15 protein-coding genes and 2 tRNA genes are annotated in these 21,833 nt (G+C 39.7%); 7 read left to right on the top strand and 10 right to left on the bottom strand.

The features are described from left to right. Positions 1–125 precede the first annotated feature (125 nt). The 5 genes from BIZ36_RS16590 to BIZ36_RS16570 all read right to left on the bottom strand — a co-directional run bounded on the left by BIZ36_RS16590 (position 126) and on the right by BIZ36_RS16570 (position 5,247). Entirely contained in the window at positions 126–1,325 is a 1,200-nt protein-coding gene (locus BIZ36_RS16590; protein ID WP_187459016.1) for a hypothetical protein, read from the bottom strand. A gap of 118 nt (positions 1,326–1,443) precedes the next feature. Further along, a complete protein-coding gene (locus BIZ36_RS16585; RefSeq protein ID WP_187459015.1) occupies positions 1,444–2,670 on the bottom strand; it encodes a site-specific integrase in 1,227 nt (408 codons plus the stop codon). 217 nt (positions 2,671–2,887) lie between these two features. Beyond that, positions 2,888–2,962 (bottom strand) — tRNA-Pro (locus BIZ36_RS16580). A gap of 27 nt (positions 2,963–2,989) precedes the next feature. Further along, positions 2,990–3,073: transfer RNA gene (locus tag BIZ36_RS16575), tRNA-Ser, on the bottom strand. A gap of 125 nt (positions 3,074–3,198) precedes the next feature. After that, positions 3,199–5,247: an HD family phosphohydrolase gene (locus tag BIZ36_RS16570; RefSeq protein WP_187459014.1), complete on the bottom strand. Its 2,049-nt coding sequence runs from the start codon at positions 5,245–5,247 to the stop codon at positions 3,199–3,201. 116 nt (positions 5,248–5,363) lie between these two features. On the opposite strand from BIZ36_RS16570, the gene BIZ36_RS16565 reads away from it, so the two are divergent. Further along, positions 5,364–6,539, top strand: coding sequence for an acetyl-CoA C-acyltransferase (locus BIZ36_RS16565; RefSeq protein ID WP_187459013.1), 1,176 nt, complete (start codon positions 5,364–5,366; stop codon positions 6,537–6,539). A 27-nt stretch (positions 6,540–6,566) separates the two neighbouring features. Beyond that, complete coding sequence (locus BIZ36_RS16560) at positions 6,567–7,319, top strand: C40 family peptidase (protein WP_187459012.1); 753 nt, start codon at positions 6,567–6,569, stop codon at positions 7,317–7,319. Between the two features lie 70 nt (positions 7,320–7,389). Here the strand turns inward: BIZ36_RS16560 and BIZ36_RS16555 are convergent, their stop codons facing one another. Continuing rightward, positions 7,390–8,652 carry a tetratricopeptide repeat protein gene (locus BIZ36_RS16555; RefSeq protein ID WP_187459011.1) on the bottom strand — a complete coding sequence of 421 codons (1,263 nt, stop codon included), beginning with the start codon at positions 8,650–8,652 and terminating at the stop codon, positions 7,390–7,392. Between the two features lie 49 nt (positions 8,653–8,701). Next, on the bottom strand, positions 8,702–11,239 hold the full coding sequence (gyrA, locus tag BIZ36_RS16550) for a DNA gyrase subunit A (RefSeq protein ID WP_187459010.1): 2,538 nt from the start codon (positions 11,237–11,239) through the stop codon (positions 8,702–8,704). 258 nt (positions 11,240–11,497) lie between these two features. On the opposite strand from gyrA, the gene BIZ36_RS16545 reads away from it, so the two are divergent. Together BIZ36_RS16545 and BIZ36_RS16540 are read left to right on the top strand one after the other, a co-directional pair. Beyond that, a complete protein-coding gene (locus tag BIZ36_RS16545; RefSeq protein WP_187459009.1) occupies positions 11,498–14,053 on the top strand; it encodes an ATP-dependent Clp protease ATP-binding subunit in 2,556 nt (851 codons plus the stop codon). A gap of 203 nt (positions 14,054–14,256) precedes the next feature. Next, positions 14,257–14,655 carry an STAS/SEC14 domain-containing protein gene (locus BIZ36_RS16540; RefSeq protein WP_187459008.1) on the top strand — a complete coding sequence of 133 codons (399 nt, stop codon included), beginning with the start codon at positions 14,257–14,259 and terminating at the stop codon, positions 14,653–14,655. Between the two features lie 60 nt (positions 14,656–14,715). Here the strand turns inward: BIZ36_RS16540 and BIZ36_RS16535 are convergent, their stop codons facing one another. Next, complete coding sequence (locus BIZ36_RS16535; protein WP_187459007.1) at positions 14,716–16,257, bottom strand: NAD(P)H-hydrate dehydratase; 1,542 nt, start codon at positions 16,255–16,257, stop codon at positions 14,716–14,718. Between the two features lie 265 nt (positions 16,258–16,522). Between BIZ36_RS16535 and thrA the strand changes: the two genes are divergently transcribed. From thrA to thrC, 3 genes are read left to right on the top strand one after another with little or no spacing between them, the layout of a single operon-like run. Next, positions 16,523–18,967: a bifunctional aspartate kinase/homoserine dehydrogenase I gene (gene thrA, locus BIZ36_RS16530; protein WP_187459006.1), complete on the top strand. Its 2,445-nt coding sequence runs from the start codon at positions 16,523–16,525 to the stop codon at positions 18,965–18,967. A gap of 3 nt (positions 18,968–18,970) precedes the next feature. After that, on the top strand, positions 18,971–19,900 hold the full coding sequence (locus BIZ36_RS16525; protein ID WP_187459005.1) for a homoserine kinase: 930 nt from the start codon (positions 18,971–18,973) through the stop codon (positions 19,898–19,900). Further along, complete coding sequence (gene thrC / locus BIZ36_RS16520; protein WP_187459004.1) at positions 19,901–21,196, top strand: threonine synthase; 1,296 nt, start codon at positions 19,901–19,903, stop codon at positions 21,194–21,196. It abuts the gene before it with no gap. Positions 21,197–21,230: 34 nt separating this feature from the next. Here thrC and BIZ36_RS21330 read toward each other — a convergent pair whose 3' ends face one another. Together BIZ36_RS21330 and BIZ36_RS16510 are read right to left on the bottom strand one after the other, a co-directional pair. Further along, complete coding sequence (locus BIZ36_RS21330) at positions 21,231–21,458, bottom strand: type II toxin-antitoxin system RelE/ParE family toxin (RefSeq protein ID WP_187459003.1); 228 nt, start codon at positions 21,456–21,458, stop codon at positions 21,231–21,233. Positions 21,459–21,492: 34 nt separating this feature from the next. Then, positions 21,493–21,732, bottom strand: coding sequence for a hypothetical protein (locus tag BIZ36_RS16510; protein ID WP_187459002.1), 240 nt, complete (start codon positions 21,730–21,732; stop codon positions 21,493–21,495). Positions 21,733–21,833: the final 101 nt, after the last annotated feature.

The following is a 21,833-nucleotide window of genomic DNA, read 5'->3' as shown; positions in this document are numbered from 1 at the left end:
ATAGGATGCCGAGCAAGTTATATAAAAAGAAAAAGGGTGGTTTAAGGCAAAAGGGAAATATTGACTAACTTTAGAACAGGACTATGGCTTTTCATAGGAGCCATTGTTGTACGCAGTTATTTGTTCTAATAATTGTCATTTTGAAAATCGTCAATAAATGGTTGTTTTATTGGTGGTGACCAATTTAGAATGTTAAAATCCGAACTTTTCAAAACTTTGTTTGTCGCATTGGGATTTAAATAAATATAAACATCATTAATGTCTTCTCCCATTTTCATTATTGAATTATCTTTAATGAAAATAATACCTGTAATTTTTTTTGCTACATCTGATATCTTTAAGTTATGACCAATTAAGTCCGGAAAAATTATCTCCATATCAGTATCGTCTTTAGTTAGCTCCATAAAAACTCTCCTTGCTAAAGACCTTAAGAAAGTGCCGAAAAAATCTCCAAGAGAGGTGTTTAATTCTTGATTAAACCAAGGATTTATTACAAATGTTATTAAGCTTGGTTCATTAATCAACAGTTTATTGTAATAATCTAAAATTTTGTATCTATAGTCGATTGCCAATTTATATGGGTCCATTGCTCTTGTTGTTGTGAGGACTGTATTTTTTCCAGGTTGTGAGTATGAAATCCTAAATGAAGCTTTATTTCCACTTTTTAAAGTATGACTATAATATTTATTTCCTTGATTTACGCACTTTTCAAGTTCATTTATTAAGTTTCCTGATTGTAATTCTGATACAAAATCTCCTTTAGTTCTTAAAAAATCAACATCATAAATGTCATCTATTCCGATTAAATAGTCTTGTCTTCTAGTTTTAGATTTTACTCGATTCAAAATTTGGTCAGTTAATTCTGTATGAGTAGGAATTAAGCATTTTACATCTGTGTATATCTTTTTTGTTGACAAGTCTAAACTAATATCTAAATCAATCTCTTGTTGTCCAATTTGTTTAGCAATACTTTCCACAAAGTCATCTACATTACCTCTGTCTGGAAAAGTAATATTGGATAAATCTTGAAATTGAATCCAATAATCCAATGCAACTAATTCAGAATAAGCTCCAGCCCATTTATAACCCTTTGTTTGACCAAGTTGTTTTGCAGTATTGATAACCTCTGTAATAGTATCTTCTGAATCAGAAAAGTATGCGTTAATCCTTTTTAATCGTTCAATAAAATTATTTCTAAAAACGCTATAATCATCTTTGCTTTTTAAAGCTCCTATGCAATTATTTTCGATATTGTTATTTGAAAACTTAATCTTTTGTTTAAAAATATCTTCGAGTATTTTTTTATAGTTTTCAATCTGTGTCATTCAATCTCAATGTTTTGTTTTAATTGCATACAACTAGATTATATTGATGTAAAATACATCTATATACTCCTAAAACGGAATAAAATCGATGAATTTGAATAATTCTTTTAGGAAAGCTTTATTTGCTATTCATCTTGTCGACCAATAACCTCATATCTTCACCGACTTTCTTTTCCAAGACCCTTGCATAAATTTGGGTAGTGGTCAATTTGGTATGGCCTAGCATTTTGGAAACGGTTTCAATTGGAACACCATTGGAAAGTGTTACTGTTGTCGCAAAAGTGTGCCTGGCAGTATGGAAAGAAATATTCTTATAGATTCCACAAGCCTTTGTAATCTCCTTTAAATAACTGTTGGTCTTTTGGTTGCTCAATACAGGCAGCAACTTTCCGTGTACCAATCTTTCATCGCAGTTTTTATATTTATCCAAGATTTGTTTTGCTTTGGGAAGTAGAGGAACCTTGACCGCTTCATCAGTTTTTTCCCTTTTCGTATGAATCCAAAGGTTCCCATCTATACCAAACCGCATGTGATCAATATCCAGTGCTTTTACATCTCCATAGGCCAATCCTGTGTAACATGAAAAAAGAAAGGTGTCCTTGACCCTCTCATAACCCCTCCCTGAAAAAGTTGTTTCCTCAATGAACCTGAGTTCCCTTTCGGTCAAAAAAGAACGTTCACTCTTCTTATAATGCTTTTTATAATTAACAAAGGGGTCTTTGTCCATCCATTCCAACCTCACGGCAAGGTTTACCATTTTCCTTAACCGCTCCAAATGTTTCATTGCCCCGTTATTGGTACACTTCTTTCCCTTTTGCAGATCAGGCCCATTTATCAAATAGTTCTCAAAATCAGTAATGAACTTATAGTTCAATCGCTTTAAGTTGATGTCTTGAAGTCTTCTGGTATGCTCCAAAAACCTTTTGAGATACTTTTCTGTACCATAATAGTTTTTCATGGTTCCCGGACGAAGCTTACACTTTTGTGACTCGTAATGATACTTGATAAGCTCCATTAGTGTCTTGTGCTTTTCATCCTGTCCTAGATAGCGGGCCTTGATGGCCTGAGAGGTAATGAGCTTGTCCTCACGCAACAACTGTTTATGGGTGTCCATGATCTCACCATAAACCTCATCCAGATAGCTGTTCAACAAACGGGCCTTGTGGGTAAGTCCATGGAGTCTGCCCTTATTTTCATCCCATTCATTCACCGAAACATAACGTTTCAAACTTATCTCGGCACGTTTTCCGTTGACGGTGATACGGGCATAAATGGTCAATTTTTCAGGATTATTGGAAATGTTCCTAGTGAAGATTAAAACCTTTAAAGTGTTGGAATTGCGCATAATACATAATTTTTGGGTTTGACAAAACTGGTTTGCAAAACACCCATAAACAGCGTCAAACTGAAGCTAAATTATGCACAAGAAACGTACCGAACCATTCACCGAACTCTACACCTTTTATATGGTTTTATTTGATATCAGATGAATGCATAAAAAACAAAAAGCACTGTCAATCAGTCGATTAACAGTGCTTTAATACCACCTATTTAGTGGTTCGTCGGGGTGGCAGGATTCGAACCTGCGACCTCCTGCTCCCAAAGCAGGCGCGATAACCGGGCTACGCTACACCCCGAAGGATATCTTTTTTTTTGGAAAAAAGCGGAGAGACTGGGACTCGAACCCAGGCAGCACTTACGCGCTGACAGATTAGCAATCTGCTCCGTTACCACTCCGGCACCTCTCCAATACTATATTCTAATGAACCTTGGCAACCTCCATAGCGGTAAATTGCGGATGCAAATGTACTTTTTCAATTTGGGTAACGCAACTATTTTTTCATTTTTTTTCGCACTGATTTATACCTCCTTATTACTCAGGATATTCTACACGAAGATGATAAATATTGGTAAGCTTCTGTTTAAAGATTTTCTTGATACTCTCTATTTCCTTAAAGGTGATATTAGCATTTAGAAACTGGTCCGCATTCATTTGACCGGTGATAATCTTATCCACAAAATCATTGATAATAGTAAAAGTGGGATTTTTCAAACTCTTTGAAGCGGCTTCCACAGAATCCGCCATCATTAAAATTGCCGTCTCCTTTGAAAAGGGTGTAGGACCAGGGTATCTGAAAAGCTCTTCGTCTGTATTAGGATCAAGGTCCAATTGTTTCTTATAGAAATAGTAGACCAATGTGGTACCATGATGGGATCTAATAAAATCGATAACACGGTCAGGTATATTGTTCTTTTTGGCTAGTTCAATACCGTTTATAACATGATCTAAAATAATTTTTCCACTATCCTTGGGTGAAAGTTCATCATGAGGGTTTACGTTGGTAATTTGATTTTCCGTGAAGTAAGTTGGGTTCAACATTTTTCCAATGTCATGATAAAGGGCCCCCACCCGCACCAACATGGCGTTGGCTCCAATCTCATTGGCTGCAGCTTCCGCCAGATTCGCTACTTGTAAGGAATGATGGAACGTTCCAGGCGCCTTATTGGACAACTCCTTTAAAAGTTTAGAATTAGTATCCGACAATTCCAAAAGAGAAACATCTGAAACCAACCCAAACAGCTTTTCATAAACATATATCAATGGCTGAACGAACAGCGTAATCATTCCATTTAAAAAAAACAGTCCTAGCGTAAACCAAGCTATATTGTCTAAATTTCCTTCGTGAATAATATGGAATGCCAAATAGCCCACTACATAAATCAAGGTAATCTGACCAACGGATATAAAAAGGTTCGCTCTTTTATAAAGTTCTGAAACGGTAAGAATAGTGACTATTCCTGCTACAATTTGGAGAAAAATATACTCGAAGCTATTAGGCACCACAAAACCTAATATCAAAATGGTCAATACATGCACAAATAGGCCTAAACGCGCATCAAAAAAGGTTTTTAAAATAAGCGGTAAAATGCACAAAGGAACCACAAACACATAACCCTCATCATACTTTACCACCATTGTGGTAATAATGACCATAAATAGAATATTAAAGAAAATGAAGGTTACCTTGGTATTGTGTTCAAATATTTCTGGTCTATATTTTTTAAGGAAAAGTAACAACATGACCAAAACCAATGCTACCAGAACCGTGTAACCAAAGAGTATATAGTAATGATTGTTCTCCGTCCATAATTCGGATTCATATTCCGTTTTTAAGGAGTCAAGAACTTCCAGATTTTCAGCCTCAACTACCTCGCCTTTAGCTATAATAAGTTTTCCTTCATCCACTGTTCCCCGGGTATGCGAAATCTTTGATAGCTCTTCTTCCAACGCCCTTTCCGTGAGATTTTGGTCAAAAAAAACATTGGGCCTTACCAAGTCAAAAAAAAGTTCCTGAAATTCTTGGTTATAATCCTCAAGTTTCTGGCTATTTAATATTCTCAAGATAACATCGTCAACGTTAGGTAAACGCAAGAGTTGCTTATCTTTGATGCGTTTGGCCTCATTGCTTCTAATCAAGTAAGTTTGGCCTGAATTGGGCTTATTATTTGATTTGGTAACGACCCCCCTACCATAGAGACTATCCAATATATCATTTCCCACGGACTTAAGGAGAGCTAATTCATCCAAGTCGTATTGACCTGCCACAAAAGTTTGAGGAAACTTATTCTCAAACTCAGAAGCAACTTCCTCCCTTATTGAAGCATCATACCTAAAGTAACTATCTTGTTGGTTGCGGACTTCATTCTGTTCCTGTGCAATGACGTCAGCACCCTTTTTAATAGAAAAATCAAAAGGAGCATATAGATTTTCATACTGCCAAGGTTTCCCCTTTTGAAACTCAAATTTGAATTTGCCTCCTTTCGGAAAAAAGAAAACAATACATGCTACCGTAACGATGTACAGAATGTACTTGTAAATAAGCGATTGATTCTTAAAAACGTTATCCAAAAATTTGCGCATATGGGTACTATCAGTTTCAAAAATAGAAAATAATAGCTTGAATATAACTTATCGCAGAAAGGTCCCCTTAAATAACCTATTAAATTTCTTAAATTCGCACGAATAAATTTTTTCCAATGAAAGAAGTTGTCATAGTTTCTGCTGTTAGAACGCCCATAGGAAGTTTTATGGGGTCATTATCAACGGTGCCCGCACCAAAGTTAGGTGCCATTGCCATCAAAAGCGCGTTGGAAAAGATAAAATTAGCTCCGGAGCTGGTTGAAGAAGTTCTAATGGGCAACGTGGTACAAGCAGGAACAGGGCAAGCTCCCGCAAGGCAAGCGGCAATTTATGCCGGAATTCCCAATACCGTTCCCTGCACTACCGTCAATAAAGTTTGTGCGTCCGGTATGAAAGCGGTAATGCAAGCTGCCCAAGCTATCGCTCTCGGCGATATTTCCATTGCCGTAGCCGGAGGAATGGAAAACATGAGCCTTATACCGCACTATGTCCATATGAGAAATGGTCAAAAATTTGGCCCTACTACCCTCGTGGACGGAATGCAAAAAGATGGATTGGTTGACGCTTATGACCAGAATGCCATGGGTGTTTGTGCAGATGCCTGTGCGGAAAAATACGAATTTACAAGAGAGGATCAAGACGCATTTGCAATACAATCTTATAAGCGCTCTGCAGATGCTTGGAAAAGCGGCAAATTCAATGATGAAGTAGTTCCTGTAGAAGTACCGCAAAGAAGAGGAGAACCCTTAGTGATAACCGAGGACGAGGAATACAAAAACGTAAAAATGGAAAAGATTCCATCTTTACGGCCGGCCTTTAGTAAAGATGGTACGGTGACCGCGGCCAACGCTTCAACTATCAATGATGGAGCTGCCGCCTTGGTATTAATGAGTGCGGAGAAGGCGAGGGAATTGAATTTAACTCCTTTAGCAACTATTAAAAGTTATGCCGATGTGGCACAAGAACCGGAATGGTTTACCACCGCACCTGCCAAAGCACTTCCAAAAGCTATTGAGAAAGCCGGAGTTACCCTAAATGATATTGACTTTTTTGAATTCAACGAGGCTTTTTCCGTAGTAGGATTGGCCAACCTTAAATTATTGGGCCTAACGGATAAAAACACCAACGTCAATGGAGGAGCCGTTTCTCTGGGGCACCCTCTTGGATGCTCAGGTGCCCGGATCTTAGTAACCCTTTTGCATGTATTAAAACAAAACAATGCTAGACTAGGTGCCGCAGCAATTTGCAACGGAGGCGGTGGTGCCTCGGCAATCATAGTAGAAAAATCTTAAACTGGCCAGACACCCCTTTCTAGATTCATGCAATACGGTATTTGTCACCTTAGTATAGTTTCCGTAAGAATTCAAGCAAACGATTCTTCCGAAATGGTCACCCAATTACTTTATGGGGATCATTTTAAGGTATTGGAAGAACGCAAGTACTATAGTAGGATACGAGTGGCCCATGACAAGTGCGAAGGTTGGTTACAAAAACAACAATTCACCTATATTGAAGAGGAAGCCTACAATCTAATAGAAAACAAAAAGGAGTTGAAACACTCCTGTGAACTGGTATCCTTTATTGAAACAGATGACTCCATTCTTTTACCTATTATGCTAGGTTCTGCTATAGCGCATTGCCCCATTTTATCCCATACTTTTGATGGAGGGTATTTTGATGGAAAGCGAGAGAAACAAAGCATGGTACAAACAGCGCTTTTATACTTAAATGCCCCCTTTTTATATGGTGGCAAGAGTCCGTTTGGTATAGATGCCTCAGCTTTTTCTCAAATGGTGTACAAAATTAATGGACACCAATTGCTGCGATCGGCGGCACAACAGGCCACCCAAGGCCAAGCCTTAAGTTTTATCGAAGAAAGTGAAGCTGGTGATCTAGCATTTTTTGATAATTCAGACGGAGAGATAGTCCATGTAGGCATTATTATGGAAAATAATTACATCATTCATGTAGATGGTAAAGTAAGAATTGATAGGCTGGACCACACAGGAATATTTAATACCCAAACATCAAGGTACACCTATCAATTGAGAGTCATTAAACAGATTATTTAAGTTTCACTTTAAGCATAAAAAAATCCCTCTAGAAATACTAGAGGGATTTTTTTTGTAGAGTAGAACGAAATTATTCGCCTATCATTTTCTTAATTCTCATGAAGTTTTCATTGTCTCCCATAGCGCCATAAATATTCTTAAGCTGAGTTAAGATACTTTGGTTATCAGGATTGTTCTTAAGTGCTTCTTCCAAAACACCCGCACCTTCCAAGAATAAACTATCTTTTTTCTCCTTTAATTCATCATAACGGGCTATATCCGCTTTTGAATTTCCTAGGCTGTTCATCTCATCAATAAGTGAGTTCCCTTCGTTAACGTAAGTGGTAGAAAGGTTCAATTGGGCATTAGTGTAATTCGGATTGATTTCCAAGGCCTTTTTGTAAGCAGCTCTTGCTTCTTCAAGATTACCTTGCTCCATATTGATAACTCCAATGTTGTAATGCAAATCTGCATTGTCAGGGGCCATTTCGGCAGCTTGTGCCATCAATTCCTTAAACTTCTCTTTATCACCTAATTTGTAATGAAGATTGGCTTCGTTAAGCACCAAGTTTACATCATCAGGATTACTCTCCCTAGCAGCTGAATACGCCTCCAAAGCTTTGTCATCTTTACCCAATTGGGTATAGATAAGAGCCATATTCTTTACAATTTCAGCCTTTTTGGAAGGTGTTTTCTCATCAACTGGATCTTTGTAAGTACCGGATTTTACCATCAAATCCCTTTGAGATTTATCCATCTCTTCCACTTGTCCAGAATCCACGTTGGTAGCCTTATATACCATTCCGCTTCCGTCATAGCCTACTTCCTGTAATTCCTCGTAGAAGGTAAGGGCTTGCTCGTAGTGTCCCCCATTTACAGCGCTACTTGCGGCATAATATAGGTAAGAGGTGTCTTGCGGACTGATTTTATAGCTCGTATAAAGCTTTTCGGCCGCTTCCTTAAACTTTTTGTTTCCGTTATCCTCAACAGCAGAATTAACTAAGTCTGCACTTAGTGCTCTCATATGCTGACGAGTCTCTTCGGAATACTTTTCCTTTCCACTCTTTTCTTCAACATCTATAACTTGTTGAAAAGACTTTGCCGCCTCTTCAAACGCACTATTGTCTCCTTTTTTTGCTAATTCAGCATACGCTTTTCCTTTTGTAAAGTAATATTGCGCTTGTAATTTTTCGTCAGCTCCCGAAATTGAACCGGAAACAGCTTCCAAGGCTGTTTTAGCAGAAGCCGCATCGCCACTTTTAAGGGCTTTTTCTGCGGTCTTGATTTCACTCTTTTGTGCAAAGCCCACCATTGAAAAACATAAGCTTGCAAGTATTAAAAATCTAGTTTTCATTTTCGAATCTATTAATTTAAAATGTTAGTGTTTACTAATTAATTTAGGGTTATTCATTTGTTTCTTCGGTTCCATCATTATCAAGAGCCGTGCCATCCTCTTCAGGATTGACCTCAATGTCCAAAATATCGTTCTCCGTTAAATCATCTTCTTCCTTCATCACCTTGGCTACAGCAGCAATAGAATCATTGCCTTTAAGGTTGATAAGTCGAACACCCTGTGTTGCCCTACCCATCACACGTAGATCCTCTACACTCATTCTAATGGCAATACCGGATTTATTGATAATCATCAAGTCGTCCGAATCCGAAACATTCTTAATAGCTACCAAACCTCCGGTCTTATCGGTTATGGAAATGGTCTTAACCCCTTTTCCACCCCTGTTGGTTATACGATAATCCTCAATGCTCGAGCGCTTTCCGTACCCATTTTCGGAGACTACCAAAATGTTGTCCTCAAAGTCATGTACAGAAACCATTCCTATCACCTCATCATTATCATCGGCTAAAGTAATTCCACGTACACCAGAGGCATTACGGCCCATTGGGCGCGTTTTGCTTTCTTCAAATCGAATAGCCTTACCTGATTTTAATCCCAGGAAAATCTGGCTGGTTCCCGTTGTCAATTTAGCTTCTAACAATTCATCGCCTTCTCTAATACCAATAGCATTGATTCCGTTTTGTCTTGGACGTGAATATTGCTCTAGGGATGTCTTTTTGACAGTCCCCTTTTTGGTGGCCATAATTACGAAATGACTATTTACATAATCCTCGTCCTTAAGATCCTGAGTACAGATAAATGCCTTCACATTGTCATCCTGCTCAATATTGATAAGATTCTGAATGGCCCTACCCTTGGATGTTCTACTGCCCTCTGGAATTTCATAAACACGCATCCAGAAACATTTCCCTTTTTGGGTAAAGAACAACATGTATTGGTGGTTGGTACCCACAAAGAGGTATTCCAAGAAGTCCTCATTCCTAGTGGAAGAAGCTTTTTGACCTACTCCTCCCCTATTTTGGGTCTTATATTCGGATAAAGGAGTTCTTTTAATGTAACCGGCGTGAGAAATGGTAATGACCACTTGCTCATCAGGAATCATGTCCTCAATACTTAAATCACCTCCGGCGAGATTAATTTCGGAACGGCGCTCGTCACCGTACTTCTCTTTAACTTCTAGCAATTCCTCTTTAATAATATCCATTCTACGCTCCTTTCGCGCAAGAATATCCTTTAAATCGGCAATGGTCTTGATGATTTCGTCATACTCAGAACGTAATTTATCTTGTTCAAGACCTGTAAGTTGACGCAAACGCATTTCCACGATGGCCTTGGCCTGTACCTCGGTAAGCTTAAACCGCTCCATCAATTTTTCACGTGCCTCCTCGGCATTAGAAGATGCCCTTATAATAGCAATTACTTCGTCTATATTGTCCGAAGCAATGATAAGACCTTCCAAAATATGGGCACGATCCTCGGCTTTCTTCAACTCATATTGAGTCCTTCTTACAACCACTTCATGACGATGCTCCACAAAGTGATGGATCATATCCTTAATGTTCAACAATTCTGGCCTTCCATTAACCAAGGCAATATTGTTAACACTAAAAGAAGATTGTAATGCGGTATATTTATATAGGGTATTCAGTACAATATTAGGTATGGCATCACGCTTTAGGATATACACAATTCGCATACCATTACGGTCAGACTCATCCCTTATACTGGAAATTCCCTCAATTTTCTTTTCATTGATCAAATCGGCCGTTTTCTTGATCATATCGGCCTTGTTCACTTGGTAAGGAATTTCGGTAACAATGATACATTCCCTTCCTTGCACTTCCTCTATGATGGCCTTTCCACGCATTTTTACCCGCCCTCTACCGGTATGAAAAGCCTCTTTAACACCTTCATAGCCATAGATAATTCCACCTGTCGGAAAATCCGGTGCTTTGATATGGGTCATGATTTCATCAACCTCAATATCATTGTTTTCTATATAAGCAACCGTACCGTCCACTACCTCAGATAAGTTGTGGGGCGGCATATTGGTAGCCATACCTACAGCAATACCCGAAGCTCCGTTTACCAATAAATTGGGTATTCTGGTAGGTAGAACTGTTGGCTCCTCTATAGTATCATCAAAATTCAATTGGTGATCCACCGTATCCTTATCGATATCGGCCAACATTTCTTCGGAAATCTTACGCATTCTGGCCTCGGTATAACGCATGGCCGCAGGGCTGTCCCCATCCACGGAACCAAAGTTACCTTGACCATCTACCAACATATAACGCAAACTCCACTCCTGCGCCATACGCACCATGGTATCATATACGGAAGTATCCCCATGAGGGTGATACTTACCCAAAACCTCCCCCACGATACGGGCAGACTTCTTATGTGCACTACTAGCTCTTACTCCCAAATCATGCATACCGTAAAGAACCCTACGGTGTACGGGTTTTAGACCATCCCTGACATCTGGCAAAGCACGTGACACAATGACCGACATCGAATAATCGATGTAGGCAGATTTCATTTCCTCTTCTATGTTAATAGGAATCAATTTTTCTCCTTCCGCCATATTAAAATCCTAGTAAATTATTTTAGTTAAAAAACATGCCAATATACGTAAAATCATGGCTTTGAACGTACTCATACGCCACTTTATTAAACATTTTATCAACACTATGAACACCCATAATTTTCACATCCCAATTGTTAAAATGTTTGAAAACCAATCCTTTTTTCATTTTTTCAATAAGGTAAATCTAATAATAGGTACACTATTTGCGTTAGATTACTATAGTTTTACTAATTTTATAGATGAAAGGATAAGTTTATGGATGATAATTTCTCACCACGAGTAAAAGACGTTATTGCTTATAGCAAGGAGGAAGCACTGCGTTTGGGGCACGATTTCATCGGCACTGAACACCTTATGCTTGGGCTTTTGCGCGATGGCAACGGTAAGGCTATTAGTATTTTGGATGCATTGGAAGTTGACTTGGACCACTTGAGAAGAAAAGTGGAAATTTTAAGCCCTTCCAACCCAAATCCAAACAATATACAAAAGGATAAGAAAAACCTGCATTTGACACGTCAAGCAGAGCGTGCCCTAAAAACAACATTTTTAGAGGCCAAACTTTTTCAAAGTTCTTCCATTAATACCGCTCACCTGTTGCTATGTATACTAAGAAATGAAAATGACCCTACCACCAAACTACTTCACAAGTTAAAAGTGGATTATGATGGAGTAAAAGAACAATTTAAGTTCATGATTACAAGTGACGATGATATTGTAGATGCACCCACTTCGGAATCTTTCCCAAGTGACAATGATGACACCAATGAAGGTAAGGACTCAGGTTCTTTTGGTACCACTACAGGGCAAAAAGGAAGTAAGAAATCCAAAACCCCGGTGCTGGACAATTTTGGCCGAGATCTAACACGTCTTGCCGAGGAAAACAAATTGGATCCAGTTGTTGGAAGGGAAAAGGAAATTGAGCGTGTATCGCAAATTTTAAGTAGAAGAAAGAAAAACAACCCTCTTTTGATCGGGGAGCCAGGTGTTGGTAAAAGTGCTATTGCAGAAGGTTTAGCTCTTAGAATCATCAACAAAAAGGTTTCTAGAATTCTTTACAACAAAAGGGTAGTTACCTTGGATTTGGCTTCATTGGTGGCTGGTACCAAGTACCGTGGTCAATTTGAGGAACGCATGAAGGCGGTCATGAACGAGTTGGAAAAGAATGATGATGTAATTCTTTTTATTGACGAGATTCATACCATAGTTGGCGCTGGTGGTGCCACAGGTAGTTTGGATGCTTCCAATATGTTTAAACCCGCCTTGGCAAGAGGTGAAATTCAATGTATTGGCGCGACTACTTTAGATGAGTACAGACAGTACATTGAGAAAGATGGTGCTTTGGAAAGACGATTCCAAAAGGTTATTGTTGAACCTACTTCCGTTGAGGAAACCATTGAAATTCTTCACAACATAAAAGGAAAATACGAAGACCACCACAACGTTAATTATACAGACGAGGCTATTGAGGCCTGTGTAAAATTAACGAACAGATATATGACCGATCGTTTTCTTCCGGACAAAGCTATTGACGCTTTGGATGAAGCTGGCTCTCGGGTCCATATTGTAAACATGGATGTTCCAAAACAAATCTTGGAACTCGAGAAAAAACTGGAAGACGTACGTGAGCTTAAAAACAGCGTTGTTAAAAAGCAGAAATACGAAGAGGCGGCCAAGTTACGTGATGATGAAAAACGCATAGAAAAAGAGCTGGCTACAGCCCAGGAAAAATGGGAAGAGGACAGTAAAATGCATAAAGAAACTGTATCGGAAGACAATGTAGCAGATGTTGTTTCAATGATGAGCGGTATTCCCGTTAACAGGATTGCACAAACGGAAAGTAATAAATTGGCCGGTTTACCGGACCTTATCAAATCCAATGTCATTGGCCAAGATGAGGCAGTTGCCAAGGTTGCAAAGGCAATCCAAAGAAACCGTGCAGGTCTTAAGGACCCCAACAAACCTATTGGTTCCTTTATTTTCTTGGGACAGACCGGTGTTGGTAAGACCCAATTGGCAAAAGTTCTTGCTAAAGAGCTTTTTGATTCGGAAGATGCCCTCATCAGAATTGATATGAGCGAATACATGGAAAAATTCGCCATCTCAAGATTGGTTGGTGCACCTCCGGGATATGTTGGTTATGAAGAAGGTGGCCAACTTACGGAAAAAGTGAGACGTAAACCTTATTCCGTAGTGCTTCTGGACGAGGTAGAAAAAGCCCACCCAGATGTCTTCAATATGTTGTTACAGGTGTTGGACGATGGTTATTTAACGGATAGTCTAGGAAGAAAAATTGATTTCCGAAATACGATTATCATTATGACCTCCAACATAGGTGCCCGTAAATTGAAAGATTTCGGACAAGGAGTTGGTTTCGGAACTTCGGCGATGAAAGCACAGGAAGAAAGCCATCAAAAGAGTGTCATTGAAGGAGCGCTAAAAAAGGCGTTTGCTCCAGAATTCTTGAATAGGATAGATGATGTTATCGTCTTTAATCCGTTGGAAAGAGAAGATATCCACAGAATCATTGATATTGAGCTTCGCAAGTTATTCGCGCGTATTAAGGATATAGGATACAACTTGAACCTTTCCGAAAAAGCAAAGGACTACATTGCGGATAAAGGCTTTGACAAACAATACGGAGCGAGACCTCTAAAAAGAGCCATCCAAAAGTATATCGAGGATGCACTTGCGGAAGAAATCGTGAATTCCAAATTAGAGGAAGGCGATACGATTAACATGGACTTTGATGAAAAGAAGGAAGAATTGACCATAGAGATCAAAAAGCCGGAAGAGTCTTCTAAAACGGAGTAGTTTCGTAAGAATTTATAGATAAGGGAGTCGTATTAAACGACTCCCTTTTTTTATTACTTGTAATCCCTTGGTAAGAAACAAGATACAACTAAACGGTAAGTAAGGTAGATTAAACGATATTTTCGCCTTTAATCTAATAATTTTCAGAATCCTTAGCACTACATCTACTTTCGTTTCGAACACACTATATAATCTTATTGAAAATGAAAGTGAGGCGACCTAAAAAGACAGTCATTGTCCGGGAGTATCAGTTGGATGTTGGAAAAGTACAGGTATATGAGAACTATATGGTAGCATTATTTGACGAGGGAGCTACCTTGACCCTTGAAAGAATGTACCAGATTATCGGTATCTCGGAAATTCACTTCAGAAACAAAAATTTTGGATATATCAGTTTACGCAAACACTCTTTTGCCGTAGACCCTACTATTTACACTTATTTAAGGCAGTTGGATAATTTGAAGGCATTTGCCATTGTGAGCGTAAAAGAAATTGATATGCACAATTTTAAAATTGAAAAACTATTCTATAAAAAACCTATGAAATTCTTTATAGAATACGAGAACGCACTTAAATGGGTAAAAAGAAGGGTTCTTGCCTAAACAGAACTGTTAAAAGCCTACAATCGAAATATAGTTCTGGTTGTAGGCCTTTTTTTTGTATTAATTCTGCTGAGGGTTTTCTTCCTGAGGTGGCTCCTCCGCTTTAAATAAGTCCATATACGCCGGCCCTATTCCATTTATCACATCGGAAGCTAAAAGGGATTGATAGCCAGTATTGTTTAGCATGATATCACCAGCACGACCGTGCAAATACACACCAAATATAGAGGCCTCCAGAGGCTGATACCCTTGGGCCATCAATCCGGTAATCAAACCGGTTAGAACATCACCCGTTCCACCCGTGGCCATTCCAGGGTTACCTGTAGAATTTACATACCCCCTATCTTGATATATTGTAATGGTGTTGGCTCCTTTGATGACCAATATACAATCATGTTCATTTGAAAAAGTTTTTGCCTTCTCCAGCTTATCAAAATCATCTTTCCATGAACCCACAAGCCTTTCCAATTCTTTGGGATGTGGTGTGAGTACCGACTTTGCAGGTAGCTTTTTCAGCAAAGCCCTATTTTCTGAAAGGATATTTAGCGCATCGGCATCCAACACCATCGGTATCTGAATTCGGTTCAAGAGGTCTTCCATAGCTTTAACAGAGGCCTTCGCTTTTCCCATGCCAATACCAATTCCTATAGCACTGGGCTCAATATCAAATTGAATATCGGTAAGTTGTTTCTCATTCGTATCGGTCAAAACCATAGCTTCTGGAATGTTTGTCTGTAAGGGAAGATATCCGCATTTTGGCACAAAGGCAGTGACCAATCCGCTACCGGATTTTAAACAGGCCTTTGTAGCTAATTGTACGGCACCAATTTTCCCATAACTCCCACCAATAACAAAGCTATGTCCATAAGTGCCTTTATGCGAAAATTTTTCACGTGGTTTATAAATGGGCAGTACTTCATTCTTTCCAATAAGTTCAAAATCTACCTCGACCTTCATTAGAAATTCAACATCCAACCCTATATCAAGTACTTCCCACTGCTCGGTATAAACCCCTGTTTGTGGCAAAAAGAAAACCAATTTTGGTACTTGAAAACTAAGGGTGTAATTAGACATGATTGCTTTACCTTCTTCCGGAACAGCATCTGTAAACAATCCGCTAGGTATATCCACCGAAAGAATAAATGCCTTAGAAGAATGCAAATGTTCAAACAGCTGAACCACCCAATTATCTGGAGCTCTGTTGAGTCCTATTCCAAAAATAGCGTCTACAATGATTTCTTCCTGTGAAATTTCGGGCCAATCACTACCTTCCTCTAAGAAATCCGGCCAAATTTTTCGGTCTTTGAGCCTTTCAAGATTCACCAAAAAGTCTTTGGAGCGCTTCTTACTGTAATTGACCACATACACCCCAATATTGTAACCGTGTTCTTGTAAATGCCTTGCCAAGGCAAGACCGTCTCCCCCATTATTGCCAATTCCGCAGAACAAATGAATTTTTACTTGCGCTCCTTGCATGCGCAAATGCAGCCAATTAAACAATTGAATGGCAGCTCTTTCCATAAGTTCGTCACTGGAAATATGTTGTTTTTTGATTGTGAATTTATCAGCGTAGTACACCTGCTGGGCCGTAAAAAGTTTCATTTATTAAGAATATTTACTAATTCGTGAAGATTACACAAAAATTGATCGTTTCATTTGATTAGGTTACCAAAAGTACTACTTTTGAGTCTTTGATTTAAGTATGTTCCTGAGCAACACACATAGAATTAAAACCCTTACGCCATTTTACAATGGATTCACCGCAATTACCGGTACCACAACCCCTTTGGGGTAAGCAGCTATATTTTCTCCGTTTTCGCGCTTGTATGCGCCCATTTCAAAAAAGTTTCTTTTTAAAAATATATAGATGAAAGTCTTAAAATTCGGTGGCACTTCTGTTGCCAACGCAAAAAATATCAATTTAGTCAAGAATATCGTTGCCAATACGGAAGCAGAAAAAATGGCCGTAGTGGTTTCCGCCTTAGGAGGAATTACAGATTTATTGTTGAACGCCGCTTATTTGGCTTCGCAACAAAGTGAGGGTTACAAATCCGTCTTATTGGATATTGAGGAAAGACACCTCAACACTGTAAAAGAACTCATCAACATCAACGCTCAGAGCAAGGTTCTGAGTAAGGTAAAAAGTGAGCTGAACACTTTGGAAACCTTGGTGGAAGGAGCTTACCTCATTGGCGAAATCACCCCTAAACTCTCCGATAAGATTGTGAGTTTCGGAGAACTTTTATCCTCCAACATCATCAGTGAATTTTTTGCCCAAGAAGGCTTGGATGCCCAGTATGTGGACAGTAGAAAACTCATCATTACTGATGAACACAATGAAAAAGCGACTGTTAATTTCACCATCACCAACAGCAATTGCCAAGGGCATTTTGACAAAACCGATGCAAAAATTACAGTTATGGGCGGCTTTATTGCCAGTTCTGAAAAAGGCAACTCCACTACCCTAGGTCGTGGTGGTTCGGATTATACCGCCGCTATTGTTGCCGCTGCTGTAGATGCCCAAGTGTTGGAAATTTATACCGATGTAAGCGGAATGTACACTGCCAACCCTAAATTGGTGAAACAAGCCAAGGCCATTCCACATATTTCTTACGAAGAGGCCATGGAACTTTCGCATTTTGGCGCCAAAGTTTTATACCCTCCTACTATTCAGCCGGTATTGAGCAAGGGTATTTCCATTCATATAAAAAACACCTTCGAGCCGGAAAATGCCGGAACCCTAATCACCAAGAACAAGAACGAAAAAGGAAAGACCGTACGCGGTATTACCCACGTAGGCAACATGGCCTTGCTATCCTTGGAAGGACCGGGAATGGTTGGTATTCCAGGAATTTCAAAACGCTTTTTTGAAATACTTTCGCAACACGGAATAAGCGTAGTCTTTATTACCCAAGCCTCTTCTGAGCACTCTATTTGTGTCGGTATTTCTGCCAACGACATTGAAAAGGCCGTTGAGATTGTAAACGAAGCTTTTGAAGTGGAAATAGAACGTGGAAAAATAAAACCTGCCATTGCCGAAACCGATTTGGCTATCATTGCCTTAGTGGGAGACAATATGAAAAAGCACCAAGGATTGAGCGGTAAAATGTTCAGTACCCTTGGTAAGAACAATGTAAATATCAGAGCCATTGCCCAAGGTGCTTCTGAAAGGAATATTTCTGCGGTCATCAACGAAAGTGATGTAAAAAAGGCCCTGAACGCCCTTCATGAAGAATTTTTTGAGGAGAACGTTAAGCAGCTCAACCTTTTTGTAATGGGGGTTGGTAACGTGGGAGCCAAGTTTTTGGAGCAGGTAAGACAACAACGTTCCTACCTTAAGGAAAAACTAAAACTCAACATACGGGTAATTGGTATATCCAACTCAAGAACCATGTTTTTCGATGATGGAGGGATCAGTTTAGACCAATGGAAGGAAAAATTGGCTTCCGGCGAAAAAGCGGACAAAACTGAGTTCTTCGAGACCATTCAAAAACTCAATTATCGCAATAGTATTTTTGTGGACAATACCGCAAGTGGCGATGTTGCTTCTACCTACGCTTCCTACCTTGGAAACAGTATCTCAGTGGTTACCTGTAATAAAATCGCCTGTTCTTCTGAATTTGAAAATTACCAGCATTTGAAAGATTTGGCAAGGGCCTACAATGCCCCTTTCCTCTTCGAAACCAATGTGGGCGCTGGTTTGCCCATTATTGATACTCTGAAACATTTGATTGCTTCCGGAGATAGGGTTTTGAAAATTCAGGCGGTACTTTCAGGGAGTCTCAATTTCGTCTTTAATAACTTTAACGACCAGACCACCTTTCACGACATTGTAAAACAGGCACAAGAGGAAGGTTATACCGAACCTGATCCGAAAATCGATTTAAGCGGAATAGATGTGATGCGTAAAATTCTGATTTTGGCCCGTGAAAGTGGTAACCGATTGGAAATAGACGATATTGCCAATAACAGTTTCCTTCCTGAAGAAAGTTTGAATACCACTAATAATGAGGATTTCTTTGCTTCTTTGGTTAAATACGAGGAACGTTTTCAAGAAATGTATGCCAAAGCCGCCGCCAAGGACAGTAAGCTAAAATATGTTGCCCAATATGAAAATGGCGAAGCAAGTGTAGGACTCCAGGAAATTCCTAAAGGCCATGATTTTTATAATCTGGAAGGAAGTGACAACATCGTACTTTTCTACACAGAGAGGTACCCCAACCAGCCAATGATCATAAAGGGTGCCGGTGCGGGTGCAGATGTAACAGCTTCCGGTATTTTTGCAGATATTATTAGAATCGGAAACTTCTAGAAAATGAGCAAAAACGAAATCAGAATATTCTGCCCGGCCACAATTGCCAATGTTTCCTGCGGTTTTGATGTACTTGGGGTTGCCTTGGATAATGTAGGCGATGAAATGGTGATTAGAAAATCGGCTGAAAAAGGCATTCGCATCACCAAATTGGAAGGACAAGACCTGCCGATGGAAACCCATAAAAATGTTGCGGGCGTTGCCGGATTGGCCCTTTTGGCAGAAAGTGGCTCACAAGAAGGTTTTGAAATTGAAATCTATAAGAAAATCAAGGCCGGAAGCGGTATCGGCAGTAGTGCCGCCAGCTCCACGGGAGCGGTTTGGGCCATGAACGAATTGTTGGGCAAACCTTTTTCCACTTTGGAATTGGTAAGATTTGCCATGGAAGGCGAGCGTTTGGCCAGCGGGGTTGCACATGCGGATAATGTGGCTCCTGCCCTGTTCGGTGGTTTTACCTTGGTTCGTAGCTACGAGCCTTTGGATGTTATTTCCATTCATTGTCCCGAAGAATTGTACGCAACGGTGATTCATCCGCAGATAGAAATAAAAACTTCCGATTCTAGAAAAATATTAAAAACCCACCTCACCTTGGCTGATGGCATCAAACAATGGGGCAATGTAGGCGGTTTGGTCGCCGGTCTTTTTACCGAAGACTACGACCTGATCGGTCGCTCTTTGCAAGACCATATTGTAGAGCCCATCCGTTCTATTTTGATTCCGGGATTTGATAAAATAAAATCGGTTTCCAAAGAAGCTGGTGCCCTCGGCTGCGGAATTTCCGGGTCGGGTCCCAGTATTTTTGCCTTTAGCAAAGGAAAAGAAACTGCCCAAAATGTAGCCGAAGCCATGACACATGTGTACCAAAAAATAGGTGTGGACTATGACGTACACGTTTCAAAAATTAATACAGAAGGAATTAAGATCATCGACTAAATGAAATTTTACAGCCTACATAAAGAAGCCCCAGCCGTATCTTTTAAAGAAGCCGTAGTGAGGGGAATTGCACCGGACAAGGGACTTTACTTTCCGGAAAGTTTTACGCCCCTGCCCGATTCCTTTTTTGAGCAGATCGAAGAATTGAGCAACCACGAAATTGCTTTTAACGCTATTCATCAGTTCGTAAGCGAGGAAATCCCCAATGAGGAACTCAAGGAAATTTTAAAAAACACCTTGGATTTTGATTTTCCGGTGATTGAAATTGAGGACAATGTGGGTACTTTGGAGCTTTTTCACGGGCCTACCATGGCGTTTAAAGATGTAGGCGCCCGTTTTATGGCGCAATGCCTAGGCTATTTTTCGCGGGGCGAAAAAAATGAAGTTACGGTACTCGTGGCCACTTCAGGGGATACCGGAGGAGCCGTTGCCAATGGTTTTTTAGGAGTTGAAGGCGTAAATGTCGTCATTCTCTACCCTAGCGGAAAAGTGAGCGATATACAAGAAAGACAACTCACCACTTTGGGGCAGAACATTACGGCCTTGGAAGTGGACGGTACTTTTGACAATTGCCAGAAAATGGTAAAAACCGCCTTTTTGGACGAGGGTATTTTACAGCAAATGCAGCTGACCTCCGCTAATTCCATTAACGTGGCACGTTGGCTACCGCAAATGTTTTACTTCCTATTCGCCTACAAGCAAGCGAAGAAAGCAGGCAAAGAAATTGTATTCTCCATTCCCTCCGGGAATTTTGGGAATATCTGTGCCGGTATGGTAGCCCAAAAATTGGGAATGCCCGTTAAGCACTTTGTTGCCGCTACCAACGTAAACGATACGGTACCCCAATTTATGCTCACCAAGGAGTATTCACCAAAACCCTCTACCGCCACCATTTCCAATGCCATGGATGTGGGCGACCCAAGTAATTTTATAAGAATCCGCCATTTGTACAATGACAATTTTGAGCTGTTGGAGAAAAATCTTTCTTCCTACGCTTTTGATGATGCAATCACCAAGGAAACCATGACGCAATTGTACGAACACAGGAGCTACATTGCGGACCCGCATGGTGCCGTTGGCTATTTGGGGCTTAAAAAGTATTTGAACGACCATCCGGACCACTACGGTATTTTCTTAGAAACCGCCCACCCGGTAAAGTTTTTAGATGTGGTAGAAGAAACCATCGATAAAAAAGTGGCCATTCCAGAGCAAATCAAAAAGGTGATGGACAAGGAGAAAAAATCCATCAAGATCAAAACTTATGATCAGCTCAAAAGTTTTCTTTTAGACGAATAAAAAAGACCCCATTCGGGGTCTTTTTTAGTATGAATTATTCAAAATTTTGTTTATGATGTAGTATTCTCAATATCCATACTTGTTGGTCGGAAATCGTAAAATGTATAGAATAAAGAAATTCATTGAACTGCACCCTTCTTACATTTCGGTAAAATACTTGAAACAAGAATGGGTTTGCCTTTAGATAGCTTATTTGCTTTGTAATATCGGCTTTAAAACTCCCCTCAAGACCTGAAACCCTATAATGACATATCGCAGTCATTAAATCGATTTCAGCTTCTTTGAAGATTACTATATCATAAGCCATTTCTTGCCATTACCTCCTCCAGACTGGAAAATTCAACTTCTCCCTTTTCAAGCCTCTTCAACATGCTATCCATCATGTCTCTATACTCCTTAGAGGGTGTTTCCAATTTTTTGGCTTGTTCAATGGCCAAATGTTCCAAGTAATTTTTTAGGCTTCGATTTTGTCTTTTGGCCTCCGCCTCCAGAGCTGAAATCACCTTTTCGTCTAAGTGAAGTTCTTTTCTAACCATTTCATTATTTTATACGATAAATATACGTATAAATTACACACAACTATAATACCGAATATGTTGTAAATTTTGGCCTAGATCAAAGAAGAGCATCAGCCAAT

The sequence above is a fragment of the Cytophaga sp. FL35 genome, assembly GCF_014349235.1.
Taxonomy (GTDB): Bacteria; Bacteroidota; Bacteroidia; order Flavobacteriales; family Flavobacteriaceae; genus Euzebyella.
Note: the sequence above shows the minus strand (reverse complement) of the source record. Positions and strands in the feature narration are given on the sequence as shown.